We start from the raw sequence: 26,001 nt of genomic DNA, 5'->3' as shown, positions 1-26,001 counted from the left end.
AACGTCGGGGGCCATATGTCTGTGACTGAAGAGATCACCCCTGTCCATGATGTCGAGACCCCGCCGGGCGCGCTGATCGTCGAACCCGAGGTTCGGCACGCCGCCGAGATGTGGCGCGTCGCGCGCGACTCGAAGACGCTCGACGTGAACTCCTCGTACGCCTACCTCGTGTACTGCCGTGACTTCGCCCGGACCAGCCGTGTCGCCGTCATCGACGGCCGCGTCGTCGGCTTCGTCATCGGCCACGTGCGCCCCGAGAGCCCGCACCACCTGTTCGTGTGGCAGATCGCGGTCGACGAGAGCGCCCGCGGCAAGGGACTGGCCGGGCGACTGCTCGACGAGCTGTTCGGCGCCGTCGCGGCATCCGACGATGTGCACTCCGTCGAGACCACGATCACCGACGACAACGAGGCGTCGCAGAAGCTGTTCGCCTCGTTCGCGAAGCGGTGGCAGAAGGCCCCGATCACCGTCGACCCGCTGTTCGAGCCCGCCCACTTCCCCGACGGGCACGACGCCGAGAAGCTCTATGAGATCGGCCCGATCTTCGTCCTCGACGACGGGATCGCCGACGATGCTCGCGAACTGGTGGCGACTGAGCCATAGCGGCGTCCTCGTCCATCCGCTCGATTTCCTCACACCGTTAGGAACCCCATGTCTCCCATTACCGACCGCACCATTTCCCTCGAGTCCGAGGTGCGCAGCTACTCCCGCTCGTGGCCCGTGGTGTTCGACCGCGCCCGCGGCAGCAAGCTCTACGACGACGAGGGCGCCGAATACCTCGACTTCTTCGCCGGAGCCGGTGCTCTCAACTACGGGCACAACAACCCCGCGCTCAAGAAGGTGCTGCTCGACTACATCAGCGACGACCGCGTCATGCACTCGCTCGACATGTTCACGTCGTCGCGAAACGACTTCATCGACACGTTCAACTCGCTCATCCTCGAGCCGCGTGGTCTCGACTACAAGATGGTCTTCCCGGGGCCCGGTGGAGCGAACGCCGTCGAGGCGGCGCTCAAGCTCGCCCGCAAGGTCACGGGCCGTGAGTCCGTCGTGAGCTTCACGAACGGCTTCCACGGCATGACGCTCGGCGCCCTCTCGGTGACCGGCAACTCGCTCAAGCGCGGCGGCGCGGGCGTTCCGCTCGTGCACGCCACGCCCATGCCGTTCGACGACTACTTCGACGGCGACTACCCCGACTTCTTCTACTTCGAGAAGATGCTCACCGACAGCGGCAGCGGCCTCAACACCCCCGCGGCCGTGATCGTGGAGACCGTGCAGGGCGAGGGCGGCCTCAACCCGGCGCGCGTCGAGTGGCTGCGTGGGCTCTCCGAGCTGTGCCGCAAGCACGACATCCTACTCATCATCGACGACATCCAGATGGGCTGCGGCCGCACCGGCACCTTCTTCAGCTTCGAGGAGGCGGGGATCGTTCCCGACATGGTGTGCCTGTCGAAGTCCATCTCCGGCTACGGCATCCCCATGGCGCTCACGCTCATCAAGCCCGAACTCGACGTGTGGGAGCCCGGCGAGCACAACGGCACGTTCCGCGGCATCAGCGCGGGCTTCGCCACGGCCGCCGAGACGCTGCGCGCGTACTGGGCCGACGACGCGTTCAGCTTCGAGATCCGCGCCAAGGCCGAGAAGGTCGCGAAGCGCTTCCAGTCGATCGTCGACGTCACGCCCGGCATCACCGTGGGCGTGAAGGGCCGCGGCCTCGCGCAGGGCATCGAGTGCGCGACAGGCGAGATCGCCGATCGGGTCAGCCAGGCGGCGTTCGAGCGCGGACTGCTCATCGAGACCGCCGGGCCGGAAGGCCAGGTCGTCAAGGCGCTGCCCGCGCTCACCATCACCGACGAGGAACTCGAGGCCGGGCTCGAGATTCTCGAGGGAGCCTTCGCGAGCGTCGCCTCGGGAGAGCTCGCCGACTCGGCATCCATCATCCCCGGCCGAGAGGAGAGCTACGCATGATCGTCCGCACACTCGACGAGATCACCGACACCGACGCCGACATCAAGACCGACAACTGGCGAAGCAAGCGCATCATCCTCGCCAAGGAGGGCGTCGGCTTCTCGCTGCACGAGACCACGCTTTACGCGGGGACCGAGAGCGAGTTCTGGTACGCCAACCACATCGAGGCCGTGTTCATCACGCAAGGTGAGGGCACCATCACCGACAAGGGCACGGGAGAGACGCATGAGCTCAAGCCGGGGACCGTCTACCTGCTCAACGATCACGACAAGCACATCGTGCGCCCGCGCACCGAGATCAAGTGCGTGTGCGTGTTCAACCCGCCGGTGACCGGTCGCGAGGTGCACGACGAGAACGGCGTGTACCCGCTCATCACCGAAGACTGAGAGATCGGATGCCGCCGACGGCGCCCCGCACGGGCCCCGTCGGCGGCATCCGTCGTTTAAGCCGCAGAGATCGCGCGGCTAATTTCTGCAAATGTGGACGACACGCCGATTGAGAACGGACTTGTGCGGCGTGGCGGCCCGTTCTGCAGATTTAAGCACGTGGTTTGAGGGCTCCTACCTCTCGTCGCCTGCGAGTATTGCTGATCTTCTGTAAACGGAAACGTGCTCGACCCGAGATATTGGCGCGCGACAATCGTCCACTAACGTGGCCGCGGAGGATTTCATGCGTGCGATCATCTTGGGCGGAACCGGTGCGATCGGTGGCGCCACCGCGTTGCGCCTCGCTTCGCGGGGCTGGGACGTCGACGTCACGGGGCGTCACGCGAATGCAATGCCCGGCGAGCTCCGCGACGCGGGTGTTGCCTTTCACGCCATAGACCGGGCGGATACGGGAGAGATCGCCACCCTGATGGGCGAGGGTGCGGAGCTTCTCGTCGACGCCGTTGCCTACTCAGCGCGCGATGTTCGCGCGCTTCTCCCTGTCATGTCGTCCGCGGCGTCAACGGTGCTGATCTCGAGCCGCGCCGTCTACGTCGATTCCGTCGGCAGACACATCAACGGCGACGAGCGGCCGCGCTTCGAGCTTCCGATTCGCGAAGACAACCGCACCCTGCCGCCCGCTGGCGACGAGGTCTCGCCGTTCACCCGCGAGGGCTATGCGCCCTCGAAAGTCGCCGCCGAGAACACAGCGCTCGACAGCGGGCTTCCCGTCACCGTCATCCGACCGTCGAAGGTGCACGGCCGATGGGCGCGGAACCCGCGCACGCGGTCGTTCGTCACACGGATGCTGCGTGGCGAGCCCGTGATCGCTCTCGCCGACCGCGGAGAATCCGTGGACCATCTCACTGCCGCCGTCAACACCGCTGCCCTCATCGAGACTGTCGCGCTCCGGCCGGGGCGGCGCATTCTGAACAGCGCCGATCCCGACGGTCCGACCGCGGCGCAGATCGTCGCCGCTGTCGGCGAACACCTGGGATGGAGCGGAAGGCTTGACCTCCTGCCGGCCGGCGCTGATGGCGGGGAGCATCCGTGGCACGCTGCGCATCCGATCGTGCTCGACACCTCCGCATCGCTCGACCTCGGCTACCGCCCGATCGGCACGGCCATCGAGCTGCTCGGCGACGAAGCACATTGGTGCGCAGATGTCGTTCGCCATGAGACGTCAGGCTAGTCATCCCACGCCGGAGCGCACGGCGTGAGGTAGAGCGGGCACGCGAAGTTCGCGGTCAGTCCCGGTGGGCGACGATGTTCAGGATGCTGCCATTCGGCGCGCGCACGAAGAAACGACGCACGCCCCACTCCTCCTCCGTGAGGGGATGGACGATCTCGTAGCCACGACGCTGGGCCTCGGCATACGCGGCGTCGACATCGTCGACGTGAACCGACAGCTGCGAGTCTTCCGGTGCCGTGGCATCGCGCGTGACGAGCTGCACGTGCGCGCCGGTGTCTGGTGAGGTGAAGCGCGCCACCCAGCCGAGGTTGAACTCCTCGTCGCTCAGGCCGAGGAACTCGACGTAGAACTCCTTGGCCGTCTCGATGTCGTCGACGGGAAGATTCGGGGTGATGACTCTTGCGTGCACCGCTTCCTCTGCCGATGGTGGCGTCGCTCGTTCCTCCGCGCCAAGCTCCTCGGCGAGTTCGACGATGATTCCCTCGGGACCGCGAACATAGCAGAGGCGGTAGATGTCCTCGTAGTCCTGCACCTCCCCGACCATGTCGTAGCCCATTTCTCGAAGATGCGCGAGCGTGGCATCGACCTCGTCGACGACGAATGCGAGGTGCCGCAGGCCGCGCCGGTTCGCAGGCGGCTGGTTCGGGGCGCCGTCGATGCCGGGGGAGTGGAACTTCGACAGCTCGAGCCACACGTCGCTGCCCGGCACCCTGAGGGAGACGATCTCGCTGCGCACTCCGTCGAGGCCGATGACCCTGTCGACCCACTCGCCGTCGACGGATGATCGCCCCTGCACGTTCACCCCGAGAGCAGCGAAGAACGAGATCGCGGCATCGAGGTCGTCGACCACGATCCCCACATGATTGAGGCTGCGCACACTCATGACTCGGCCGCCTTTCAGAAGTCGATTCGCATGACGACGCGGCGCTTCGTCGGCCGGCTCACCTCTGTGAACCCGGCATCCGCGAAAATCCCCCGGCTTCCCACGAAGAGCTCACCCCATGTCACCTTCGTGTCCGGGGTCGTGATCATCGGGTAGCCCTCGAGCGCCCTCGCTCCCCGATCTTGAGCGAAGCCGACGGAAGCGCGAGCAAGAGCGCGGCTCACACCGCGTCGACGAAAGCCCGTCCGTGTCACGAAGCAGGTCACCGACCACACGTCGCCGTCCGCTCGGTCCTCGTTCCGGCCCGCCCAAGGAATGGTCGAACGTGAACTGAGCAGCCGCGGGTACGCGGTGCGTGGCTCGACGGCGCACCAGCCGACGGGCTCATCGTCGAGGAACGCGACAAGCCGGCTCGTCGACGACGCCTCGGGATTCCCGCACTCCGTCTGTGCATAGTGCGCCTCGGTTCGCTCCTCGATGGGAGTGGCCCGGAACTCCTTCTGCTGTGACTTGAACCACTGGCAACGGCAGCGCGCCGGCTCGCCGCGCGTGCCGAAAATCACATCAAGCTGATCGGCGGTCGCCTCGTTCGCGGGAACGACTCGCATCTCCGGTTCGGCCATGAGTCCTCCTTGACGGTGCAGCCGCGTCACAAGGAAGGGTACGCCGCGGAGCCGGCGCAGTACACGCCCGCACGCTATTCGCGCAGTCGGGCGAGGCGCTCGGCGGCATCCGTCCCCGGCATCGGGGTGTAGACGACGACGTGGATCTCGGGGTGGTCGGAGAGAGCGAGCTGGTGGTGCTCGAGATGCAGCAAGCCGACGTCGGGGTGATCGAACAGTCGCTCGCGCGAGGCGAAGCGCTGGATGTCGCGGCTGTCCCAGCCCGCGCGGAACTCGGGACTCGCCTCGCGCAGGCGCTCGACGAGCACGCCGTGCGCCGGATCGCCGAGGCGGGGCCCGGTCTCGGCGCGGAACTCGCTGAGGAAGCGGCGGCTCGTGAGCTCCCAGTCGGGGAGCAGCCGGCGGACGTATCCGTCGGTGAACACCATCCACAGCAGGTTGCGGTTCTCGGGCGCCACGGAACCGATGCCCGGGTAGAGGCGCTCGTAGGCCTCATTCCACGCGAGCACGCCCCAATCGGGGGCGAGCGCGAAGGCGGGCACATCCCACGCGTCGAGCAGGCGCTTCAGGTGGGCAGGCGCCTCATGGCTCGGCGGTGCGCTCGCCGCGGGCGGCGCCGAGTAGCCGAGAAGGGAGAGGACGTACGCGTGCTCTGAGGCATCGAGGCGCAGGGTGCGCGCGATCGACTCGAGCACCTGGCGGGACGGATTGATGTCGCGGCCCTGCTCGAGCCACGTGTACCACGTGACGCTCACGCCCGAGAGGTACGAGACCTCCTCGCGACGAAGCCCGGTGTCCCCGCCTCGGCTGCGCGGCGGCAGGCCCACCTCGGTGCGCGAGAGCTGGGTGCGCCGGTCGCGCAGAAAGCCCCCGAGTTCCGTGCGCCGCGAATCCGCCATGACTCAACACTAGTAGTGCCACTACTAGTAGAAACACTGCCTTCCGGCATCCGCTCGACTGCCTCAAACTGCTTGCATGCCCCAATTGCGCTCTCGAACAGTCACCCACGGACGGAACATGGCCGGAGCCCGCGCACTGCTGCGCGCGGCCGGCGTCGCGGGAAGCGACTTCGGCAAGCCGATCATCGCGATCGCGAACAGCTTCACCGAGTTCGTCCCCGGCCACACGCACCTGCAGCCGGTCGGCCGCATCGTCTCCGAGGCCGTGAAGCAGGCGGGCGGCATTCCCCGCGAGTTCAACTCGATCGCGGTGGACGACGGCATCGCCATGGGCCACTCGGGCATGCTCTACTCCCTGCCGAGCCGCGACCTCATCGCCGACTCGGTCGAGTACATGGTCAACGCGCACTGCGCCGACGCGCTCGTGTGCATCTCGAACTGCGACAAGATCACGCCGGGCATGCTCATGGCGGCGCTGCGCCTGAACATCCCGACGGTGTTCGTCTCCGGCGGCCCGATGGAGTCCGGCCGGGCGACACTCGTCGACGGCACGGTGCGCTCGCTCGATCTCGTCGACGCGATATCGGATGCCGTGAACGAGAGCATCTCGGACGCCGATATGCTCCGCATCGAGGAGAGCGCGTGCCCCACGTGCGGTTCGTGCTCGGGCATGTTCACGGCGAACTCGATGAACTGCCTCACCGAGGCGATGGGGCTCTCGCTGCCGGGCAACGGCTCGGTGCTCGCGACCCACACGGCGCGCAAGGTGCTGTACGAGAACGCTGGCGCCACGGTCGTCGACATCGCGAAGCGCTACTACGACGAGGACGACGCGTCGGTGCTGCCGCGCTCGATCGCGACCCCCGAGGCGTTCGGCAACGCCATGGCGCTCGACATCGCCATGGGCGGCTCGACGAACACGATCCTGCACCTGCTCGCCGCCGCGCACGAGGCCGGCGTCGACTTCGGTCTCGACGAGATCGACGCGGTATCGCGCCGCGTGCCGTGCCTCGCGAAGGTCGCGCCGAACGTGGCGAAGGACCGCACCTACTACATGGAGGACGTGCACCGCGCCGGCGGCATCCCCGCGATCCTCGGCGAGCTGCGTCGCGGCGGTCTGCTCAACGAGGACGTGCACAGCGTGCACTCGCCCTCGCTCGTCGAGTGGCTCGACGCGTGGGACGTGCGCGGCGGAGCGGCATCCGACGACGCCATGGACCTCTGGTACGCCGCACCGGGCGGCAAGCGCTCGTCGACGGCCTTCAGCCAGTCGGAGCGCTGGGCGACGCTTGACACGGATGCCGCCGAGGGCTGCATCCGCGACGTCGCCCACGCCTACTCGAAGGACGGCGGGCTCGCGGTGCTGCGCGGCAACCTCGCCGTCGACGGCGCCGTCGTGAAGACCGCCGGCGTCGACGAGTCGATCTGGACGTTCTCGGGCCCGGCCGTCGTGTGCGAGTCGCAGGACGAGGCCGTGCAGAAGATCCTCTCGAAGGAGGTCGGCGAGGGCGATGTGGTCGTCATCCGCTACGAGGGCCCGAAGGGCGGCCCGGGCATGCAGGAGATGCTGTACCCGACGTCGTTCCTCAAGGGCCGCGGGCTCGGCAAGAAGTGCGCGCTCATCACCGACGGCCGCTTCTCGGGCGGCACCTCCGGCCTCTCGATCGGCCACATCTCGCCCGAGTCGGCATCCGGCGGGCTCATCGCCCTCGTCGAGGACGGCGACATCGTCTCGATCGACATCCCGAGCCGCTCGATGACCCTCGACGTCGACGAGGCCGTGCTCGACGAGCGCCGCCGCGCCCTGCTCGCGAACGGCGGCTTCAAGCCGCGTGAACGCGAGCGCGTGGTCTCGCCGGCGCTTCGCGCGTACGCCGCGATGGCGCTATCGGCCGACAAGGGCGCCGTGCGCGACGTCGACAAGGTCGAGCGGGCGCTGCGCCTGGTCGAGGCACAGGATGCGTTGGGGGCGGATGCCGCTGCGCTGCAGCCCTGACACCGCGCTGTCACCCCAACAGGTGTGACGCGATGGTCCGACGGCGTCGCCCGGCTGGTGCACACTGAAAGCATGTGGCGCTTCGGGAACATCGTGACGATGGTGCTCGCCGCGACCGTCGGAGGAGCCGTCGCGGGTGGTGGCTATACAGCCGTCGGCACGCTCATCGAGGGGGCGAACTCGCCCGACGGGATGGCTCCGGAGCTCGCCGTCGTGTTCGGGCTCATCTCGGCCGTTATCGGTGCCGTCGTCGGGCTCGTCGCCTCGGTTGCCGCCGCTCTCGTGCTCGTGCTGCTGAGGCACTCGAGCGACGCCCGCAGCCGGATCTGGATCGCGACCGCGGCCGCGCTCGTCACGGGCTGCGCCGCACTGACGTGGCTGTTGCACGAGATCGGTTCCCTGAAGCACGGCCTCGTGCTCATCGGCGTCTGGGGGCTTCTCATCGTTGTGCTCGCCTCGCTGGGCCTGAGCATCGCCGAGCGCGCGCAGCGAGCACGAGTGAGGAACTCTGGCTAGTACGCGTATTCGAATGAATGTCGGTGGCTCGTGATTGACTACCGTCATGAAATTCGAAGACGAATTACGGGGCAGACCCGATGATCCCGGCGGTCCTCGCCGTTGGGCCGACCGGCTCTCGGGCCTGGTCGACGACATTGCCGCCCAGCACGCGCGAATCGCTCGCGCTCAAGCGAAGATGACCGGCCAGCTCGTGAACGTTCTGGAACTCGCACTGTCGGACCCTCAACTGGTCACGGGCTCCGGGGCTGCCGACGGCAGGACCCGCGAGATGGTTCGTCGATCGCTGGGTGCCGACCTCGCGCTCGCGCTGCACGTGTCCGAAAGCAAAGTCCGGTCCATGCTCGAGACGGCCGAGGTGCTCGTCGCCGACTTTCCGGACACTCTCCGGTCGCTGAAGGCCGGCCGGATCTCGTTGCCGCACGCGGAGTGCATCGTTCGGGAGTCGACCGGACTGGATCGCGACGACCTCGCCGTGTTCGAGGAGGCGGTGTTGGAGTACGCGGAGACGAGCACACCGAGCCAGCTGAAGGCGCAGGCGATCCGCATCCGGGAAGGCCTTGCGCCGGAGTCGATCACCGAGCGCCACACGAGCGCCCTCGAGGAGCGGCGCCTGGAAGTGTGGAAGGGCCACGACGGCATGGGCTGGCTCGCCTGCTACGACCGCATCGAAATCGTGCAGAGCCTCTACAACGCGTCCCACGCCACCGCGAAGTCGTTGCGGAAAGCGGGCGACGAGCGCACCGTCGCCCAGCTGACCGTCGACTCGTTCGTCGACGCCGCGATGACGGGCTTCGTCAGCGGCACCGACCCGGCCGACGATGACGCGGCGACAGGTCCCGCGCTGGCTGGCCGTATGGGGGCGATTCGCCCGACCGTGCACGTGACGGTTCCGGTGTTCACACTCATGGGACTGAGTGACGAACCGGCGGATCTCGAGGGATACGGGCCGATCGACCCCGAGACCGCCCGCCGGCTCGCCGCACAGGCGCCAAGCTTCACCCGCCTGCTGACGAACCCCGAGACCGGCGCGGTCCTCTCGGTGGGCCGCGACCGCTACCAGGTGCCCGCGGACCTGCGGAAGGCGATCGAGATCCGGGACGTCACCTGCCGGTTCCCGGGCTGCAACCGATCAGCCCGGCAGTGCGACCTCGACCACGTGGTCGATTGGCAGTTCGGAGGTGAGACCGACCTCGACAACTGCCAGGCCACGTGCAGAGCGCATCACACTCTGAAGCACGCGACCAGATGGGCCGTCGAACGCGACCCGATGGGCAACGTCATCTGGACATCACCTCTCGGACGCAGCTACCGAATCCGGACGGAATCGAAGGTCGGATTCGAGCCCCTCGATCGGGACCGGCCGGTAGATGACCACGAGATCGCTGACCTCGTCGGTGCCGACGCCGATGAGCCAGTCGACGCGACCATCGCGGACGACGAGAAGTGGGCCGACGAATACCCGGAGAATCCGCAATTCTGACCTGACCTTCGACGCTTGGACGAAACGGGTTCACGCGTCGGGACAGACGAGAACGTCGAGTCGAGCCGACTATGGACGGTTCGGGCCGTTCGGGGTGCCCTGCGCATCCGTTTGGTGCTGCGCGTCGGCCCGCTGCTGCGCGTCGAGCGATTCGAGATGGCGCGCGCTCTGTTCGGTGACGACCGCGATGCGCCGGAGGGCCGCAGTGATGCTGATGGCAGAGAAAAGCAGAACCAGCACGAGGGCGATGAGAATCCACGTCACATCGATGGCGCGCGGCTAGCGATCAAAGCGGCTTGACGACAACCGATCCGGCCGATTGACTCGAGGCGGGGTGCTGCGACGTGCGCGGAAGCGGTCTGCTCCTTGTGGCGCTGGTCGTGTGCGGCATCCCTCTCGCGATCGGCATCGCATGGGGGCAGTCATGGCCGACGTACGTCACCTATGTCGCGTGGGGAGTGTTCGCGGTGGTTGCGATCATCCGATCTCTCGTGCGCAGGAGGCGGCGCAGCGTGGCCGGCTCCGTCATGGGAGCGGGCGAGGTGTACAACGAACTGTATCTCGGGCGGCCACGAACCACGGTGACGTATGGCTCGACAGACGAAGTCGTCGCCGAGGAGCAGCTTGTGCGCCGAGACGAGCTCGGCGAGGGAGTGGTTCACCTTGACACGTCCCCAAGCGACCATCCGGGTATCGACGGCGACAGCGCCGGCGATCACGGTGAGGAGCGCACGTGAGCCCGCGATTGTGCCACTCTCGTGCGCGAATGGGAAGGCATTGAAGCGGCGCGGGGGCGGCGCCTAGCGTGGCGGCATCCCCAATCGAATGCGGAGGTGCCCTATGGCAGACGGGACGCACACGAACGGCGGAGACGACGAGCTCCGCACCGGGCCGGACATGTCGGAGTCGGCCAAGCGGGCCCAAGTGATCGCATCACGCGAGGAGAAGCCCGATCATGACGGCGCGACCCTCGCCACGGCGAGCCACGACGTGATCGTGGCGTGGGCGGAAGCACGCGGGGGAACTCCGGCGACGGTCGAGGCGACCGAGCAGGGAGATCGTCTCGGCGTGCTCGAGATCGACTTCGTCCACGACGACGGTTCCTTGCGGGAAGTGTCGTGGGACGAGTGGTTCGGCACCTTCGACGAGCGCCGTCTCAATTTCATCTATCAAGAGACCAAGAGCGACGGAAGCCAATCGACGTTCTTCCGTCTCGACAACCCGGAGCGTGAGGACGCATGAGCAATCAGACACCGCCGATGGATCCGAACACCTCAGAGGCGACCCAGCCGCAGCTCGATCGCGCAGTCGCCCAAGGCGACGCGTATGGCGAGGCGCTGCGCTACATGACCGAGGAGGTCGCGAAGGACGGCGGAAAGCAGCGGGTCGGCGACTACCTGATCGGCTACGCGGTCGAGGACGCGGAAGGCATGTACGACTTCTCGAACGGCGAGCTGACGTGGCAGAACCCGCATGAGGAGAACCTGCACCTCGAGATCGTCGTGTGCGACGCGTCCGATGGCCGTTTCATCCCCGCGGTGTCGGTCAGCGCCACGCTCATCACGCCGAGCGGCGAGGAGCTTGGCCCTCACGAGCAAGTGCTCGTGTGGCATCCGATGATCTATCACTATGCGCGCAACTGGACGGTGCCCGAGGACGGGGATTACACGTTGCGCGTGCACGTCGAGCCGCCGACGTTCATGCGCCATGACGAGATCAACGGCCGCCGGTTCACACAGGCCGCCGACGTCGAGTTCACCGGCGTCACGGTGAAGCGCGGCGCCGAGCCCGTCGAACCACCGCAGTCGTAACAGCTGCGACAACGAGAGGAGCAGAGATGGCAGACAACACGGAAGATGTCGGTGCGGGACCGGACGACGGCAAGGTGCGGACGGGTTCCGAGTCGTCGGACTCGCTGAAGTACTCGCAAGAGATCACCTCGCCGGACGACGAACCCGAGCGGGAAGGACGCTCGCTCGTCACGACGAACCACGAGGTCATTAAGGAATGGGCGGAGGCGCGCGACGCGACTCCCGCGACCGTCGAGGGCACCGAGCACGGCGACCATCTGGGCGTGCTGCGCTTCGACTTCGGCGGAGGAAGCGACAACCTCGAGCACGTCTCATGGGACGACTGGTTCAAGACCTTCGACGACCGCAGGCTCAACTTCATCTACCAGGAGCAGAAGTCGGACGGCTCGCGGTCGAACTTCTTCCAGCTGGAGAACCCCGACCGCGAGGACGCGTAAGCGTCCCGCGCGCTCAGGCGATCCGGCTGCCCTTGGGCAGCCGCCCGGCGGGCGTGTGCGTGCGCGCCCACGCCCACCACAGCGCGCCTGCCGCGAGGAGAACGTGGATGCCGACGCCGGCGAACCAGCTCGGCACGGCTCCGTCGTGCACCTGCTGCGGCGTCTTGTAGCCGGGCGGAGTCTGCCCGGTGCCGATGGCTTCGCAGTCGTTCACGTAGGTGTCGAGCTCCGGCACAGTCTGCAGGGAGCGCACGCCGCTTGAGAGCGCGCTGAACAAGTTGGACGGATTTCCGTGCGTGTCGAAGCCGCCGGGTGCGGCATCCGCGATGACGACGTAGGGATTCGCCGCGAGAATTCCCCAGTACAGGTCGAAGCGCGGAACCTCGCTGTGGCTGACGACCGGCTCGGTGCAGACGGGATCGATCGGCTCTCCCGTCTCTTCGTCGTACGACGGGGCGTCATAGCCGACGTACGTGTAGGTCGCGGGGGAGCGAGTGACGCTGCCGAGCAGCCCGAACGAGATGAGGGTGCCGACGCTGAGGGCTGCGATCACAAGGTAGCTGAGCACGATCGAGAACAGCGGGCGCGTGACGATGCCCGACAGGCCCACCCCGATCGCGGCGAGCACTCCCAGTTCGATGCCGAGCACGAGGATCGAGACGGCGATCGTGGCGGCATCCAGATTGCCGAGCACGAGAGCGATGGCGATGAAGGGGACGCTCGCGACGAGGAACGCGAGGGAGCTGACCCAGGCGGCCACGAACTTGCCGAGAACGAGCTGCCACGTCGAGAGCAGGGTCACCTGTGTGGTGGCGAGGGTGCCGGACTCGCGCTCGCCGTTGATGGAGTTTCCGCTGAACGCGGGGGTGGCGAGCGTTCCGAGCAGCAGCACGAAGTAGACGATGAGCGAGTACAGCCAGCCGCCTGAGTCGTAGCCGCTCGACACTCCCCAGAGCAGGGCCGTGACGAGGCCGACGAGGAGGACGAAGATGCCGATGAGCACATACCAGGCGACGCCGCGCACCCGCTGGCGCAGCTCGAGGCCGATGACGAGGCCGATTCCGCGGGCGAATGTCATGCGACTCCTCCCTTCGGCTGGGGCGGCTGTTCCCGCGTGAGGTCGAGGAACGTGTGCTCGAACTCGCCGACGGCAGGCGCGAAGGAGCTGATCTCGATGCCGGCGGTGACGAGAGCTCTCAGCAGCGCGGCGGCGTCTGCTTCGCCGCTCACGCTGACGAGGACGCCGCGGCCGTCGGCGGCGATGCGGCCAGGATCCACGCCGATCTGCGGGAGGAGGGCGGTGAGCCGTGCGGCGTCGAGCGCACGGATGCGCCACTGCCGCGGAGCGGTCGCGGCACGACTGATCGCGTCGCGCGACGCGGTGACGCCGGCGGACATGTAGACGGCGGCATCCGCCATCTCCTCAAGCTCGGCCAGCACGTGGCTCGAGACGAGGATCGCGGTTCCTTCGTCCGCCAGCCGCCGGAGCAGCGTGCGCAGATCAGCGCGGGCGGCCGGATCCAGACCCGAAGCGGGTTCGTCGAGCAGGAGCACGCGCGGATTGTGCACGAGGGCGCGCGCGAGGCTCAGCCGCTGCTTCTGCCCGCGGGAGAGCACGCGGGCTGGCTGATCGGCCAACGCCGCGAGACCGACGAGGCCGATGAGCTCGGCGGCGCGCTGGCGTGTGGCATCCGTTCCGATCCCGTACATGCGCCCGGTGATCTCGAGCGCCGTGCGGGGACTGAGGCTCGCCCACGAGCCGAGGATGTCGGGCATCCAGCCCATGATCGAGCGCACGGCCGCCGGTTGCGTGACCGGGTCGTATCCCGCGATGCGGATCTCTCCCGCGTCGGGACGCAGCAGGCTCGCGAGCATGAGCATGAGGGTCGTCTTGCCCGAGCCGTTGGGGCCGATGAGGCCGGTCACGCTGCCCGCCGGAACCTCGAAATCGGCGGATCGCACGGCGTGCACGTCGCCGAAGGAGCGCGCGACCCCGCGGACGACGATTCCTGCGGGCGGCACGGCGGATGGGTCGCTCACGGCGCTCCCTTCTGGGATTTTGCTTGAGCCTAGCGGAGTGAACGGCCAGAGCCGGGCGGCAGAGCACGTCGCTGACGTCGAAGAAGGCAGAATATCCGCCTTCGGATGGATAGCGCCCGGCATCCCGACGGGGTTAGTCTCTATTGCTCGCTTGATCCGACTCCTGCGAGCCTGACTTCCGAACAGGACGTTCTCGTGGCCCTTCTTCGCCTTTCCCTTCACTATGCCCGGCCGTACTGGCCGTGGATCATCGGCGTCGTCGTCTTGCAGCTCGCATCGACGATCGCCACTCTCTACCTGCCCAGCCTCAACGCCCGCATCATCGATGAGGGCATCGCCAAGGGCGACACCGAGTTCATCTGGAACACGGGAGTCGTCATGCTCATCGTGTGCTTCGGGCAGGTGCTTGCCGCTATCGCCGCGATCTACTGCGGTGCTCGCGTCGCCATGGCCGTCGGCCGTGACTTGCGCCGCGCCGTGTACCGCAAGGTCGACAGGCTCACGGCCCTCGAGGTCGGGCGCTTCGGAACCCCGACCCTCATCACCCGCAACACGAACGACGTGCAGCAAGTGCAGATGCTCGTGCTCATGACCCTGAACTTCATGGTCTCGACGCCGATCATGTGCATCGGCGGCATCATCATGGCGTTGCGCGAAGACGTTGGCCTCTCGTGGCTCGTCTGGGTGTCGGTCCCCGTGCTCTTCGTCATCGTCGGCATCCTCGTCAAGCTCCTCCTCCCGCTCTTCCGAGAGATGCAGGAGCGCATCGACACGATAAACGGCGTGCTGCGCGAGCAGATCGTCGGCATCCGCGTCATTCGCGCCTTCGTGCGCGAGCCGCACGAGACCGAGCGCTACCGCGACGCGAACGAGGCGATCACCCGCGTGTCGGTGCGCGTCGGCAACATCTTCGTGCTCATGTTCCCGGTCATCATGATGATCCTGCACCTCGCGACGTCGGCCGTGCTCTGGTTCGGTGGTCACCGAGTGGATGCCGGTGAGATGCAGGTCGGCTCACTCACGGCCTTCCTGCAGTACCTGCTTCAGATCCTCGTCGCCGTCATGATGGGCGTGTTCATGGTCATGATGATCCCGCGCGCCGTCGTGTGCGCCGAGCGCATCGACGACGTGCTTCGCGAAGACGACCACGCCGTGTCCGACCGCCGGACGGCGGGAACGCCCGAGCGCGGTCGGGTGGAGTTCACCCACGTGACCTTCGGGTATCCCGGCGCCGAGCGACCGGTTCTCGACGACGTGAGCTTCGTCGCCGAGCCGGGGAAGACGACAGCCATCGTCGGTTCGACCGGCGCGGGGAAGACGACGCTCGTCAATCTCATCCCGAACCTCTACGAAGTGCGCCACGGCGCCATCACGATCGACGGTGCATCCGTGAGCGACCTCACGCGAGCGCAGCTCGCGAGCGTCGTCGGTCTTGTCCCGCAGAAGCCGTACCTCTTCTCGGGAACTATCGCGAGCAACCTGCGCTTCGGCCGTCCCGACGCGACGGACGAAGAACTGTGGGAGGCGCTGCGCATTGCGCAGGCCGACGACTTCGTCGCGGCAAAGCCGAAGGGGCTCGCCGAAGCCGTCTCCCAGGGCGGGACGAACGTGTCCGGAGGCCAGCGCCAGCGTCTGTGCATCGCACGCGCACTCGTCGCGAACCCGAAGGTCTTCCTGTTCGACGACTCGTTCTCGGCACTGGACGTCTCGACGGACGCGCGACTGCGGGAGGCGCTCGCCGATTCGATAACGGATGCCGCGATCATCGTCGTCGCCCAGCGCGTGTCGACGATCCGTGAGGCGGACGAGATCCTCGTGCTCGACGCCGGCGTCATCGTCGGTCGAGGCACGCATGACGAGCTGCTGGCCACGAACGAGACCTATCAGGAGATCGTTGAATCCCAGCTGAGCGTGGAAGGAGTCGCCTGATGGCCCGTCGCGACAAGAAGAATGCGGCATCCGCGACCGGGATCGCCGAGGCGGAAGCGCAGAAGACCGACGACGAGCTGCTCGAGTTCACGCCCGCGGAAGCCGACGGCGACATGTTCGGCGGCGCACCCGCGAAGAAGGCGAAGCACTTCGGGCCCTCCGCCAAGCGACTCATGGGGCTGCTGAAGCCCGAGCGTGCGGGAATGTCCATCGTCGTCGCGCTCGTCGTCGTGTCGGTCGTGCTGACCGTGATCGCGCCCAAGGTCCTCGGCGCGGCGATGGACGTCATCTTCAATGGAGTCATCGGCGCGCAGCTTCCCGCCGGAGTCCCGCTGCAGACGATCATCGACCAGGCGAGGGCGGCCGGGCAGGATGACTTCGCGCAAATGCTCGCGACCGCGAACGTCGTTCCCGGTCAGGGCATCGACTTCGTCGCGCTCAGCCGGCTCATCTTCATCGTGCTCGGCATGTACGTGGTCGCCTCGATCCTCATGTGGGCGCAGGGCTTCATCCTCAACGCTCTCGTGATGCGGGTCGTGTACCGCCTGCGCGAAGACATCGAGGCGAAGCTCAACCGGCTTCCGCTGAGCTACTTCGACACGCGCCAGCGCGGCGATCTCATGTCGCGCGTCACGAATGACGTGGACAACATCCAGGCCTCGCTGCAGCAGGCGTTCTCGCAGCTCGTGCAGTCGCTGCTCACGATCATCGGCATCGCCGCGATGATGTTCATCGTGTCGTGGCAGCTCGCGCTCATCGCGCTCATCGCCCTTCCGCTCTCGGGCATCATCGCCGGCGTCATCGGCGTTCGCTCGCAGAAGCTGTTCGCGGCGCAGTGGAAGAACACGGGAACGCTCAATGGCCACATCGAGGAGTCGTACTCGGGTCTCGAGCTCGTGCGCGCCTTCGGCCGCGACGCCGAGATGCTCGAGGAGTTCGACGACCGCAATGAGAAGCTTTTCACGGCGTCGTTCGGCGCGCAGTTCGTCTCGGGCATGATCATGCCGGCCATGCAGTTCGTCTCGTACCTCTCGTATGTGCTCATCGCCGTCGTCGGCGGCTTGCGCGTGGCATCCGGTCAGATGACCCTCGGCGACGCGACAGCCTTCATCCAGTACTCCCGCGAGTTCACGCAGCCGATCAGCGAGATGGCCGGCGTCGCGAACATGGTGCAGTCGGGCGTCGCCTCGGCCGAGCGCACCTTCGAGCTGCTCGATGCCGAGGAGCAGGAGCCCGACGATGTTCGCGCCACGCTGCCGTCCACGACCGATGGTCACGTGAGCTTCGAAGACGTCTCGTTCAGCTACTCGCCCGACACGCGTCTCATCGAGGACGTCTCGTTCGACGTGAAGCCGGGCCAGACCGTTGCGATCGTCGGCCCGACCGGCGCGGGCAAGACAACCCTCGTGAACCTCGTCATGCGGTTCTACGAGATCACCGGTGGCCGCATCCTGCTCGACGGCATCGACACGCGTGAGCTCTCGCGCGCCGACCTGCGCTCGCGCGTCGGCATGGTGCTGCAGGACACGTGGCTGTTCGAGGGCACCATCCGAGAGAACATCCGCTACGGGCGGCTCGACGCGACCGACGAGGAGGTCGTCGAGGCGGCCACCGCGACCATGGTCGACCGCTTCGTGCGCCAGCTTCCCGACGGGTACGACACGATGGTGGATGCCGAGGGCGGAAGCGTCTCGGTCGGCGAACGCCAGCTCATCACGATCGCCCGTGCGTTCCTGGCCAACCCGTCCCTGCTCATCCTCGACGAGGCGACGAGCTCGGTCGACACGCGCACGGAGCTGCTCGTGCAGAACGCCATGGCAGCGCTGCGCACCGACCGCACGTCGTTCGTGATCGCGCACCGGCTCTCGACGATCCGCGACGCGCACACGATTCTCGTGATGCAGCACGGCGCGATCGTGGAGCACGGCACGCACGACGAGCTTCTCGAGAAGCGGGGCGCGTACTTCGAGCTGTACATGACGCAGTTCCGCGGTGAAGATCGCGAGGAGCAGTTCGAGACGGAGGAGGCACTCGAGGCCGTGACCGAATCGCCCGTGACCCAAGACGTCCCCGCCGCGACGGGAGCGATCCCGACGGTGAGCGACACGGCGGAGTGACGCCGTTCTCGCGCGGCCGTGCTCCAGACTGGGAGCATGGCCGCGCGGGGGATCTACGTCGAGACGCTCGTGCGCGCCGATATCGACAGGCTCTGGCAGCTCACGCAGGACCCCAAGCTGCACGTGCGGTGGGATCTCCGCTTCAGCGCGATCACGCCTTTTGAGGATCTCGCCGGCGGCGGCTATCGCTTCCGCTACGAGCGCACCCTGCCGTTCCACACGATCGTCGGGACGGGCACGTCGATCGGCGAGAAGACCTCGCGTGACGGCATCCGCACGTCTGCCTTGCGATTCACGACCCGCGACCGGCTCTCGCCCCTCGGCGACGGCAGAGGGTACTGGCGCTACGTGCCGACGGCCGAGGGAACGCTCTTCGTCACCGGCTATGACTACGAGCCGGGCTGGGGTCGCGTCCTCGACCGCCTCGTCATGCGGCGGCTGCTCGGCTGGATGACGGCGTGGAGCTTCGATCGGCTGCGCATCTGGGCGGAGACCGGCGCGGAGCCGGCCTCCCTGTTCTCCGTTCTCGCCGTCTGGCGCGCAGACCGGCCCCGAGCCTCCCGGTGTCGCCGGCAGCCCCGCGCAGGACACGCGCTGAGCAAAGCCCCCGCCACCCTCGACACGCTGGAGGCGCCGTGACCTCGATCTTCGAACGCGCACTGGGCGCCGACTTCACCCGCCTGCATCCGATGATGCAGAAGCGCTTCGGCGTCGGCCTCTCGAGCGGCTATGCGTGCGTGGGGCGCGGCACCCTCACGATCACGCGCGGGCCGTGGTGGACGGTGCCGTTCCTGCAGTTCGGCCGGCTGCGCAACATCCTCACGCCCGTCACGGGGGTCGACGTTCCGTTCACGGTCGAGAACTATCCGTACCGCGACCCGCTCGGCCGCGAGACCGTCACCTTCGTGCGGGAGTATCGCGCCGGTCGGCGGCCGACGCGCTTCGACGCCACGATGGTGCTCGGCGCGCGCGGCGTGCTCGACTACCTCGGCACGCACCAGCACCTCGCGGTCGACCTCGAGCTCGCCGTGGACGCCGACGGCGGACTGCGCCTGGAATCCGGCCCGCAGCGCTTCTACGAGGGCCCGATCGCGTTCCGGTTCCCCATGCTCTTCAGCGGCTACGCGAGCTTACGCGAGCGGTTCGATGACGAAGCGGACCGGTACCGCATCTCGCTGCGCGTGAGCAACCGCGTCTTCGGTTTCCTCTTCGGCTACGAGGGAACCTTCACGTGCGAGTTCTCGGATGCCGCCGACGCCCCGGACCGGCTCAAACCCGTGCGCCACGAGCACCGCATGTAGTGCGAACCGCTGCATGCCGCTCGGCGCATATGAGCGATTCGACGCGCCTCTCGCACGGAACGGGTTTGCGGGCGCGTGCGAAATGCGCTTGGCTTGCTGAGGCCTCGCGGCGGAAACGACTCACCCGTTCGAGGGTCAACCTTGCCAAGGGCCTCTGCCATAGTGGAAGGAACCCTCACAGAGTCGTGAGGATGATTGCGAGGAGATTCATGTCCGACCAGACATTCCAGACCATCGCCATCGTGCTGTACTTCGCGGGAATGCTCACCATTGGATGGTTCGCATATCGGCGCACGAAGGACAATCTCGACGACTACATGCTCGCGGGCCGCGGCCTCAGACCCGGCGTCGCGGCGCTCAGCGCCGGAGCATCAGACATGTCCGGATGGCTCCTCATGGGCCTCCCCGGCGCCATCTACATCTCGGGACTCGTCGAGGCGTGGATCGCGATCGGACTCACGATCGGTGCCTGGCTCAACTGGAAGTTCGTCGCACCTCGCCTGCGTGCGTACACCGAGGTCGCCGGCAACTCCATCACCATCCCGAGCTTCCTCGAGCACCGGCTGCGTGACCGCTCCCGCGCGCTTCGCATCGTCTGCGGGATCATCATCCTCGTCTTCTTCACGTTCTACGTCTCGAGCGGCATGGTCGCCGCCGGCAAGTTCTTCGAGTCGAGCTTCGGCATCAACTACCTCTGGGGCATGCTCATCGTCGCCGTGATCACGATGATCTATACGCTCTTCGGCGGCTTCCTCGGCGCGACCCTCACCGACGTCGCGCAGGGCATCCTCATGCTCGCGGCGCTCATTGCCGTTCCCATCGTCGCCGTGATCAACGCCGGCGGACCGGCCGCGACCGTCAGCGCGATAAACGAGGTCGACCCGAACCTCCTGAGCCTCGTCTCGGGCGGAACGGTCCTCGGCATCATCTCGGCGGCGGCGTGGGGCCTCGGCTACTTCGGCCAGCCGCACATCATCGTGCGCTTCATGGCCCTGCGCACGCCGCAGGAGGCGAAGGCGGGCCGCCGCATCGGCATCGGCTGGATGGTCCTCACCGTTCTGGGCTCGATCGCCACGGCGCTCATCGGCATCGCGTACTACCACAACAACGGCGGATCGCCGACGGATGCCAAGAGCGGCGAGACCGTCTTTCTCGACCTCGCGCAGATCCTCTTCCACCCGTTCATCGCCGGACTCGTGCTCGCCGCAGTTCTCGCTGCGATCATGTCGACGATCTCATCGCAGCTCGTCGTCACCTCGTCGGCGCTTGTCGAAGACCTCTTCAAGATCATCGCGGAGAAGACGGGAGGCGTCGCGCGGCTGAAGGACAAGACGTATGTGACGCTCGGTCGTCTCGGCGTTCTGGTGGTCGCCATCATCGCCGTGCTTCTCGCGATCAACCCGTCGCAGAGCATCCTCGACCTCGTGGGCTTCGCGTGGGCGGGCTTCGGCGCGTCGTTCGGGCCGATCATCCTTCTGTCGCTGTTCTGGAAGAAGCTCAGCAACTGGGGCGCACTCGCCGGTCTCATCACCGGTGCCGTCGTCGCCTACGTGTGGGGCCAATTCGGGGCCGATATCTTCGGTGCGGAGTCGTGGGTCGCGCAGACGTACGAGATCATCCCGGGCTTCGTGGCCAACCTCGTCGTCGCTATCGTCGTGAGCCTGTTCACGTTCAGGCGGAACGGGGACATCGAGGAGGAGTTCACGCGCACCGCCGAGATCTCACTGCCGAACTACCGCGCTCCCGAGGTGGACGCCGCGGAACGCTAGGCGGGCCGGATCCACACCGTCGTCTCGGCCGGCACCTCAGCGTCGGCCGAGACGGCGCCGCTCGCGACGAGCACCCGGCCGCTCAGAGCGACCGGCTCGTCGCCGAAGTTGGCGATGACATGCCAGCCGTCGTGGCGCGCGAAATGCAGAACGTCGCGTCGAGGCGCGTCGAGCCACTCCAGCGACTCCCCGCGCTGAAGGCTCCGTCTCGCCGCGATGGCGTGCCGGTAGAACTCAAGCGTCGAACCCTCGGAGCCTTCCTCACCCGACGCGGCGTACTCCGCGAACCACGGCGGCTGCGGCAGCCACGGTGTTCCCGTCGAGAAGCCGAACGCGTGCGCGTCTGAGTCCCAGGGCAGCGGGACGCGGCATCCGTCTCGTCCTTTTCGCTCGTGCCCCGTGCGCTCCCAGATCGGGTCCTGCAGGGCGTCGGCCGGCAGATCGGGAACCTCGAACAGACCGAGCTCCTCACCGTTGTAGAGGTAGGCCGAGCCGGGAAGGGCGAGCATGAGCAGGGTCGCCGCGCGGGCACGACGCAGGCCCTGCGCGACGTCGACGGCAGGATCGGCGCCGTCGGCCATCTTCCAGCGGTCGAGGTCGGTTCCGGCCGGCAGCCCATACCGGCTCGGATGCCGCACGACATCGTGGTTCGAGAGCACCCACGTGCTCGACGCCCCCGAGGTCTCGGCCTCGGCCAGGTTCTTCGCGATCGTCATGCGGAACTCCTCAGCTCCCCACGGGGCGGTGAGGAGGTCGAAGTTGAACGCTTGGCCGAGCTCGCTCGGACGCGCGTAGAGTACGCGCCGCTCCGCGGGAACCCACGCCTCCGCCACGGCAGACCGCGGCGGGTCGTACTCATTGAGCACGCGGCGCCAGCCCTCGAAGATCTCGTGCACTTCGTCGCGATCATACAGCGGGTCGCTGCCGTCGAGCGGCAGTCCCTTGTCGAGCGTCGTCTGACTGCGCAGCGGCTCACTGAGGTCTTTCGCGAGTCCGTGCGCGACATCGACCCGGAAGCCGTCGACGCCTCGGTCGGACCAGAACCGGAGCGTGCGGTGGAAGTCCTCGCGCACCTCGCGATTGCTCCAGTCGAAGTCGGGCTGCTCCTTCGCGAACAAGTGCAGGTACCACTGCCCGTCGGGCACGCGCTGCCAGGCGCTGCCGCCGAAGTGGGAGCGCCAGTCGGACGGCGGCTCGTCGCCGTTCTCCCCTGTGCCGTCGCGGAAGATGTAGCGGGCGCGCGCCGCCGAGCCCGGCTCGGACGCGAGCGCCTCCCTGAACCACGGGTGCTCGCTCGAGCTGTGGTTCGGCACGATGTCGACAACGATGCGCATCCCGGAGGCGTGCAGCGCGGCGACGAGCTCGTCGAAGTCGTCGAGCGTTCCGAAGCGCGGATCCACGTCACGGTAGTCGGCGACGTCGTAGCCGCCGTCGGCGAGCGGAGAGGGATAGTGCGGACTCAGCCAGACGGCATCCACCCCCAGTCTCTTGAGGTAGGGGACCCGCGAGATGATGCCCTGCAGGTCGCCTTCGCCGTCCCCGTTGCTGTCGTTGAAGCTGCGCGGGTACACCTGGTACACGACCGCCTGGCGCCACCAGTCCCGGCCCGGAATCGGCTTGTCGGTATCGGATGCGTCAGCGGACACGGCGTTCTCCCATCGATCGAGCATGCACCTCGACCGTGCCGCACTCGCCGTGATTGCGCAAGACCGCGCGAAGCGCAACCCGCACGGCAGGCTTCGACGCGCCCACCGCGAGACGTTAAGCTCGCCGAATGACCTCACGCGCTGTCCGCGAGCCGGAGCCCCGAAGCCGGTACGCCGTTCGGCAGCTCCTGCTCGCGGCCGGCGCCGTGCTCGCCGCGATCGGCCTCGTCTTCTCGGCGAGCCCGTGGCCGTCGGTGCTGCTCATGCGCGCGGCCTTCGACCGGGGTGCGGCGGGCATCGCCGACGAGATGCGCGACCACCAGCCGACACTCGACATCGAGAGAACGCGTGACGTGCCGTACGCGACCGACAGCTCCGACGAGACTCTCGATCTGTATCGCCCGACCGGCGCGGGCCAGCCGCTGCCGGCCGTCGTGTGGATTCATGGCGGCTCGTGGATCTCGGGCAGCGCCGCGAACGTGCAGCCGTACCTCGAGATGATCGCGAACGACGGCTACGCTGCGATCGGCCTGAACTACACGCTCGGGCCCGAGGGCACGTACCCGACGGCGTTCGAGCAGCTCAACACGGCTCTCGGCTACATCTCCGATCACGCCGCCGAGCTGGGCGTCGACGCCGACCGCATCGTGCTCGCGGGCGATTCCGCGGGCGCGCAGCTCGCGAGCCAGCTCGCCGTGCTCGTCACGAATCCGCATTACGCGCACTTCACGGGCATCACGCCCGGTCTCGCACCGGACCAGCTCGACGCCGTGATCCTGCACTGCGGCGTCTACGACATGGACGCGATGGCCGACCTCACCGGCTTCGACGCCGCGGGACTCAAGATCGCGCTGTGGGGCTACACCGGTACGAAGGCATGGTCGCAGCTCGCCGCAGGTTCCCTCATGTCGACGATGGAGTGGGTCACCGAGGACTTCCCCGCGACGTTCATCTCGGGCGGCAACGGCGACGGCCTGACCTGGATCCAGTCGCTGCCCATGTCGCAGACCCTCCGCGACGAGGGCGTGGATGTGACCGAGGAGTTCTTCGCAGCCGACCACGAGCCGGCCCTGCCGCACGAGTACCAGTTCCACCTCGACCTCACGGACGCCCGCGCCACCTACGACAAGACGATCCAGTTCCTCGGCGCGGTGACGGCCCAGAAATGACAGCGAAGGATGCCGCCCAGCTGGCGAGCCGCCTGCGGGCAGCGGGCTGCGTGTTCGCGGAGGACGAGGCGGCGCTGTTCCTCGACGCCGCCGCCGCCGGTGACGAGGAGCTCGGGACGATGGTGGCGCGGCGGATCGCCGGCGAAGCCCCCGAGCACATCGTCGGCTGGGCCGAGTTCTGCGGACTGCGCGTCCGCGTGGCGCCCGGCGTCTTCATCCCGCGCCGGCGCACGGGCGCGCTCGTCGAGCAGGCGGCGCGGCTGTGCTCGCCCGGATCAGTCGTCGTCGACGTGTGCTGCGGCTCCGGTGCGATCGCGCGCGTGCTCGCCGAGCGGCATCCGGACATCGAGTCGTATGCCGCGGACCTCGATCCGGTCGCCGTCGCGTGTGCACGGGAGAATCTCGCGGGACACGGCGCCGTGTTCGAGGGCGACCTGTTCGACGCGCTGCCCGCACGCCTGCGCGGCCGCGTCGACGTGCTCGTCGCCAACGTGCCCTACGTCCCCTCGGCCGAGCTCCGGCTCATGCCCGCCGAGGCGCGCGAGCACGAGCCCGCGATCACGCACGACGGCGGAAGCGACGGCCTCGCCGTGTTCCGCCGGCTGGTCGCGGCGGCGCCCGGCTGGCTCGCGCCGGGCGGCAGCATCCTGAGCGAGATCAACGAGAGCCAGGCGGATGCCGCTCTCGCGGCGCTTCAGGGCGCCGAACTCTCCGCCAGCACCGTCGTCGACGACGAGCTCGAGTCGACCGTCGTGATCGGCGTGCGCGGCTGAGTCACCAGCGGTTGCGCACGTCTTCGGCCCAGCCGACGAGGTCATGGAACTCGATTCTCGTGCCGCGGTCATCGCGGAACCAGCCCGAGTAGCGACCAAAGCACTGGTGCGTGCTCGAGCTGAGGATCCCGAGGTCGGTGCGCGAGATCTTGTCGTAGAACGGTTCGAGGGTGAGCTCGATGCTCTCGCCCGAGATACGCCACGGCGCGAGGTAGTGCGCGGCGTCGAACTCCCAGCGCAGCTCCTCACTGATCTTGTGCAGTCGACCGTCGACGAGAAACGCGTTCTCGGTCGAGCCCGTGCCGTCGGTCCACTGACCGCCGATCTGGATGCCGAGCACGTGCCCGTTGCTCTCGCCGGAGCCGGCGCCCCAGTTCCAGCGCACGTCGTACGGCCAGCGACCGCGGCCGTGATCGAGCACGGCCCAGCAGTCGCCGTCGCGGAGGGGGAACTCGACGCCGTCGATCCACAGCATTCCGGACGCCGGTCGGGCGACGTCCTTCACCGTGTACTGGAACAGCCGGTCGCTCCACGGCACGACGACGCCGAGCCTCTCATGGCCTGAGGGAAGCGCGACTGCCACGTCAAAGCGGAGCCCGTCGATCTCGGCCCGGACACGAGTGCCATCGGGTTCCTCGCTGATCTCGATCGCGAGGTTCTTCGCCGTCGCACGCGCCGTGCCCTCGCCAAGGGAGCCCGGCAGCATGACACCGCCCGCGAACGGCGTGACCGCGTTCGCCGAACGCGCCTCGTGGCTGCGCCGGTCGAGCACCCACACCTCGTGCACGCCGGCATAGTCCAGCGATGAGACGGTCAGCGCGAGGATGTGGGTGGGGGTGATGACGTTCCAGTACTCCCACCGCTTGTTGCGGCCCCAGAACCGCGCGCCGCCGATGCCGCTCGTGTCAAGCAGAGGCTGACGTGCCCAGCCGACCGCTTCGGGATTGAGGCGCCCGTTTGGCCGCGTCAGCGACACGGGCTCGGTGATCTCGCGCTCGTGCAGATGTGGGGGCATCGGCGTCCT

Annotated in this window: 26 protein-coding genes; 19 read left to right on the top strand and 7 right to left on the bottom strand. The window is 67.6% G+C overall.

Translation table 11 applies throughout. The features are described 5' to 3' along the window. Positions 1-15: 15 nt before the first annotated feature. The 4 genes from ectA (at position 16) to BLV49_RS04805 (ending at position 3,585) form a co-directional block, all read left to right on the top strand. Complete coding sequence (gene ectA, locus BLV49_RS04820) at positions 16-603, top strand: diaminobutyrate acetyltransferase (protein WP_091180626.1); 588 nt, start codon at positions 16-18, stop codon at positions 601-603. 48 nt (positions 604-651) lie between these two features. Then, complete coding sequence (ectB, locus tag BLV49_RS04815; RefSeq protein ID WP_091180618.1) at positions 652-1,968, top strand: diaminobutyrate--2-oxoglutarate transaminase; 1,317 nt, start codon at positions 652-654, stop codon at positions 1,966-1,968. Beyond that, on the top strand, positions 1,965-2,354 hold the full coding sequence (locus BLV49_RS04810; protein WP_091180616.1) for an ectoine synthase: 390 nt from the start codon (positions 1,965-1,967) through the stop codon (positions 2,352-2,354). Before ectB ends, BLV49_RS04810 begins: the two co-directional genes overlap by 4 nt. Before the next feature lie 283 nt (positions 2,355-2,637). Next, positions 2,638-3,585 (top strand): NAD-dependent epimerase/dehydratase family protein, encoded by a 948-nt coding sequence (locus tag BLV49_RS04805; RefSeq protein WP_091186778.1) that lies wholly within the window; start codon positions 2,638-2,640, stop codon positions 3,583-3,585. Between the two features lie 55 nt (positions 3,586-3,640). Here the strand turns inward: BLV49_RS04805 and BLV49_RS17130 are convergent, their stop codons facing one another. The 3 genes from BLV49_RS17130 to BLV49_RS04790 form a co-directional block, all read right to left on the bottom strand. Beyond that, positions 3,641-4,468, bottom strand: coding sequence for a VOC family protein (locus BLV49_RS17130; protein ID WP_245723537.1), 828 nt, complete (start codon positions 4,466-4,468; stop codon positions 3,641-3,643). A 14-nt stretch (positions 4,469-4,482) separates the two neighbouring features. Continuing rightward, positions 4,483-5,091, bottom strand: coding sequence for a GNAT family N-acetyltransferase (locus BLV49_RS04795; RefSeq protein WP_091180611.1), 609 nt, complete (start codon positions 5,089-5,091; stop codon positions 4,483-4,485). Positions 5,092-5,165: 74 nt separating this feature from the next. Further along, complete coding sequence (locus tag BLV49_RS04790; protein WP_091180607.1) at positions 5,166-5,990, bottom strand: helix-turn-helix transcriptional regulator; 825 nt, start codon at positions 5,988-5,990, stop codon at positions 5,166-5,168. 76 nt (positions 5,991-6,066) lie between these two features. On the opposite strand from BLV49_RS04790, the gene ilvD reads away from it, so the two are divergent. The 8 genes from ilvD to BLV49_RS04750 all read left to right on the top strand — a co-directional run bounded on the left by ilvD (position 6,067) and on the right by BLV49_RS04750 (position 12,233). Then, entirely contained in the window at positions 6,067-7,986 is a 1,920-nt protein-coding gene (ilvD, locus tag BLV49_RS04785) for a dihydroxy-acid dehydratase (protein WP_091180603.1), read from the top strand. A 72-nt stretch (positions 7,987-8,058) separates the two neighbouring features. Then, entirely contained in the window at positions 8,059-8,502 is a 444-nt protein-coding gene (locus BLV49_RS04780) for a hypothetical protein (protein ID WP_091180600.1), read from the top strand. Between the two features lie 46 nt (positions 8,503-8,548). Beyond that, positions 8,549-9,985, top strand: coding sequence for an HNH endonuclease signature motif containing protein (locus BLV49_RS04775; protein WP_091180597.1), 1,437 nt, complete (start codon positions 8,549-8,551; stop codon positions 9,983-9,985). 15 nt (positions 9,986-10,000) lie between these two features. Further along, on the top strand, positions 10,001-10,285 hold the full coding sequence (locus BLV49_RS16665; RefSeq protein WP_143033956.1) for a hypothetical protein: 285 nt from the start codon (positions 10,001-10,003) through the stop codon (positions 10,283-10,285). A gap of 44 nt (positions 10,286-10,329) precedes the next feature. Beyond that, positions 10,330-10,722 (top strand): hypothetical protein, encoded by a 393-nt coding sequence (locus BLV49_RS04765; protein ID WP_091180590.1) that lies wholly within the window; start codon positions 10,330-10,332, stop codon positions 10,720-10,722. 103 nt (positions 10,723-10,825) lie between these two features. Continuing rightward, positions 10,826-11,227, top strand: a complete 402-nt coding sequence (locus tag BLV49_RS04760; RefSeq protein WP_091180586.1) for a hypothetical protein — start codon at positions 10,826-10,828, stop codon at positions 11,225-11,227. Next, complete coding sequence (locus BLV49_RS04755; RefSeq protein ID WP_143033955.1) at positions 11,224-11,796, top strand: iron transporter; 573 nt, start codon at positions 11,224-11,226, stop codon at positions 11,794-11,796. The genes BLV49_RS04760 and BLV49_RS04755 overlap by 4 nt, the downstream gene beginning before the upstream one ends. A gap of 26 nt (positions 11,797-11,822) precedes the next feature. Continuing rightward, positions 11,823-12,233: a hypothetical protein gene (locus tag BLV49_RS04750; protein ID WP_218132593.1), complete on the top strand. Its 411-nt coding sequence runs from the start codon at positions 11,823-11,825 to the stop codon at positions 12,231-12,233. Positions 12,234-12,246: 13 nt separating this feature from the next. Here the strand turns inward: BLV49_RS04750 and BLV49_RS04745 are convergent, their stop codons facing one another. Both BLV49_RS04745 and BLV49_RS04740 read right to left on the bottom strand, forming a co-directional pair. Beyond that, positions 12,247-13,311: an ABC transporter permease gene (locus BLV49_RS04745; RefSeq protein WP_091180579.1), complete on the bottom strand. Its 1,065-nt coding sequence runs from the start codon at positions 13,309-13,311 to the stop codon at positions 12,247-12,249. After that, positions 13,308-14,273: an ABC transporter ATP-binding protein gene (locus tag BLV49_RS04740; RefSeq protein ID WP_245723536.1), complete on the bottom strand. Its 966-nt coding sequence runs from the start codon at positions 14,271-14,273 to the stop codon at positions 13,308-13,310. Before BLV49_RS04740 ends, BLV49_RS04745 begins: the two co-directional genes overlap by 4 nt. A 195-nt stretch (positions 14,274-14,468) precedes the next feature. Between BLV49_RS04740 and BLV49_RS04735 the strand changes: the two genes are divergently transcribed. The 5 genes from BLV49_RS04735 to putP all read left to right on the top strand — a co-directional run bounded on the left by BLV49_RS04735 (position 14,469) and on the right by putP (position 21,389). Beyond that, positions 14,469-16,202, top strand: a complete 1,734-nt coding sequence (locus BLV49_RS04735; RefSeq protein WP_091180575.1) for an ABC transporter ATP-binding protein — start codon at positions 14,469-14,471, stop codon at positions 16,200-16,202. After that, entirely contained in the window at positions 16,202-18,319 is a 2,118-nt protein-coding gene (locus BLV49_RS04730; RefSeq protein ID WP_091180572.1) for an ABC transporter ATP-binding protein, read from the top strand. The genes BLV49_RS04735 and BLV49_RS04730 overlap by 1 nt, the downstream gene beginning before the upstream one ends. Before the next feature lie 36 nt (positions 18,320-18,355). Then, positions 18,356-18,958, top strand: coding sequence for an SRPBCC family protein (locus tag BLV49_RS04725; protein WP_091180569.1), 603 nt, complete (start codon positions 18,356-18,358; stop codon positions 18,956-18,958). After that, positions 18,955-19,620: a DUF4166 domain-containing protein gene (locus BLV49_RS04720; protein ID WP_091180565.1), complete on the top strand. Its 666-nt coding sequence runs from the start codon at positions 18,955-18,957 to the stop codon at positions 19,618-19,620. The genes BLV49_RS04725 and BLV49_RS04720 overlap by 4 nt, the downstream gene beginning before the upstream one ends. A 209-nt stretch (positions 19,621-19,829) precedes the next feature. Next, positions 19,830-21,389 (top strand): sodium/proline symporter PutP, encoded by a 1,560-nt coding sequence (gene putP / locus BLV49_RS04715; RefSeq protein ID WP_091180562.1) that lies wholly within the window; start codon positions 19,830-19,832, stop codon positions 21,387-21,389. On the opposite strand, the gene BLV49_RS04710 is transcribed toward putP, so the two are convergent. After that, entirely contained in the window at positions 21,386-23,059 is a 1,674-nt protein-coding gene (locus BLV49_RS04710) for a glycoside hydrolase family 13 protein (protein WP_091180556.1), read from the bottom strand. The genes putP and BLV49_RS04710 overlap by 4 nt on opposite strands. A gap of 104 nt (positions 23,060-23,163) precedes the next feature. Here BLV49_RS04710 and BLV49_RS04705 point away from each other — a divergent pair, with 104 nt between their 5' ends. Continuing rightward, positions 23,164-24,204, top strand: coding sequence for an alpha/beta hydrolase (locus tag BLV49_RS04705; RefSeq protein ID WP_091180554.1), 1,041 nt, complete (start codon positions 23,164-23,166; stop codon positions 24,202-24,204). Then, the gene (locus tag BLV49_RS04700) at positions 24,201-24,977 is read left to right on the top strand and encodes a putative protein N(5)-glutamine methyltransferase (protein ID WP_091180549.1); all 777 of its coding nucleotides are present in this window, start codon (positions 24,201-24,203) and stop codon (positions 24,975-24,977) included. Before BLV49_RS04705 ends, BLV49_RS04700 begins: the two co-directional genes overlap by 4 nt. 1 nt (position 24,978) lies before the next feature. On the opposite strand, the gene BLV49_RS04695 is transcribed toward BLV49_RS04700, so the two are convergent. After that, positions 24,979-25,992, bottom strand: a complete 1,014-nt coding sequence (locus BLV49_RS04695; protein WP_091180546.1) for a DUF2804 domain-containing protein — start codon at positions 25,990-25,992, stop codon at positions 24,979-24,981. Positions 25,993-26,001 lie beyond the last annotated feature (9 nt).

This window comes from Paramicrobacterium humi (assembly GCF_900105715.1).
GTDB lineage: Bacteria > Actinomycetota > Actinomycetes > Actinomycetales > Microbacteriaceae > Paramicrobacterium > Paramicrobacterium humi.
Note: the sequence above shows the minus strand (reverse complement) of the source record. Positions and strands in the feature narration are given on the sequence as shown.

Bases quoted from the DNA above. Each gene is read 5' to 3' on its own strand.
- BLV49_RS04755 (WP_143033955.1), top strand. From the start codon at position 11,224: ATGAGCAATCAGACACCGCCGATGGATCCGAACACCTCAGAGGCGACC.
- ectA (WP_091180626.1), top strand. From the start codon at position 16: ATGTCTGTGACTGAAGAGATCACCCCTGTCCATGATGTCGAGACCCCG.
- BLV49_RS04745 (WP_091180579.1), bottom strand. From the start codon at position 13,311: ATGACATTCGCCCGCGGAATCGGCCTCGTCATCGGCCTCGAGCTGCGC.
- BLV49_RS04700 (WP_091180549.1), top strand. From the start codon at position 24,201: ATGACAGCGAAGGATGCCGCCCAGCTGGCGAGCCGCCTGCGGGCAGCG.
- ectB (WP_091180618.1), top strand. From the start codon at position 652: ATGTCTCCCATTACCGACCGCACCATTTCCCTCGAGTCCGAGGTGCGC.
- BLV49_RS17130 (WP_245723537.1), bottom strand. From the start codon at position 4,468: ATGAGTGTGCGCAGCCTCAATCATGTGGGGATCGTGGTCGACGACCTC.
- putP (WP_091180562.1), top strand. From the start codon at position 19,830: ATGTCCGACCAGACATTCCAGACCATCGCCATCGTGCTGTACTTCGCG.
- BLV49_RS04710 (WP_091180556.1), bottom strand. From the start codon at position 23,059: ATGCTCGATCGATGGGAGAACGCCGTGTCCGCTGACGCATCCGATACC.
- BLV49_RS04725 (WP_091180569.1), top strand. From the start codon at position 18,356: ATGGCCGCGCGGGGGATCTACGTCGAGACGCTCGTGCGCGCCGATATC.
- BLV49_RS04790 (WP_091180607.1), bottom strand. From the start codon at position 5,990: ATGGCGGATTCGCGGCGCACGGAACTCGGGGGCTTTCTGCGCGACCGG.
- BLV49_RS04760 (WP_091180586.1), top strand. From the start codon at position 10,826: ATGGCAGACGGGACGCACACGAACGGCGGAGACGACGAGCTCCGCACC.
- BLV49_RS04775 (WP_091180597.1), top strand. From the start codon at position 8,549: ATGAAATTCGAAGACGAATTACGGGGCAGACCCGATGATCCCGGCGGT.
- BLV49_RS04695 (WP_091180546.1), bottom strand. From the start codon at position 25,992: ATGCCCCCACATCTGCACGAGCGCGAGATCACCGAGCCCGTGTCGCTG.
- BLV49_RS04780 (WP_091180600.1), top strand. From the start codon at position 8,059: ATGTGGCGCTTCGGGAACATCGTGACGATGGTGCTCGCCGCGACCGTC.
- BLV49_RS04750 (WP_218132593.1), top strand. From the start codon at position 11,823: ATGGCAGACAACACGGAAGATGTCGGTGCGGGACCGGACGACGGCAAG.
- BLV49_RS04805 (WP_091186778.1), top strand. From the start codon at position 2,638: ATGCGTGCGATCATCTTGGGCGGAACCGGTGCGATCGGTGGCGCCACC.
- ilvD (WP_091180603.1), top strand. From the start codon at position 6,067: ATGCCCCAATTGCGCTCTCGAACAGTCACCCACGGACGGAACATGGCC.
- BLV49_RS04795 (WP_091180611.1), bottom strand. From the start codon at position 5,091: ATGGCCGAACCGGAGATGCGAGTCGTTCCCGCGAACGAGGCGACCGCC.
- BLV49_RS04705 (WP_091180554.1), top strand. From the start codon at position 23,164: ATGACCTCACGCGCTGTCCGCGAGCCGGAGCCCCGAAGCCGGTACGCC.
- BLV49_RS04810 (WP_091180616.1), top strand. From the start codon at position 1,965: ATGATCGTCCGCACACTCGACGAGATCACCGACACCGACGCCGACATC.
- BLV49_RS04730 (WP_091180572.1), top strand. From the start codon at position 16,202: ATGGCCCGTCGCGACAAGAAGAATGCGGCATCCGCGACCGGGATCGCC.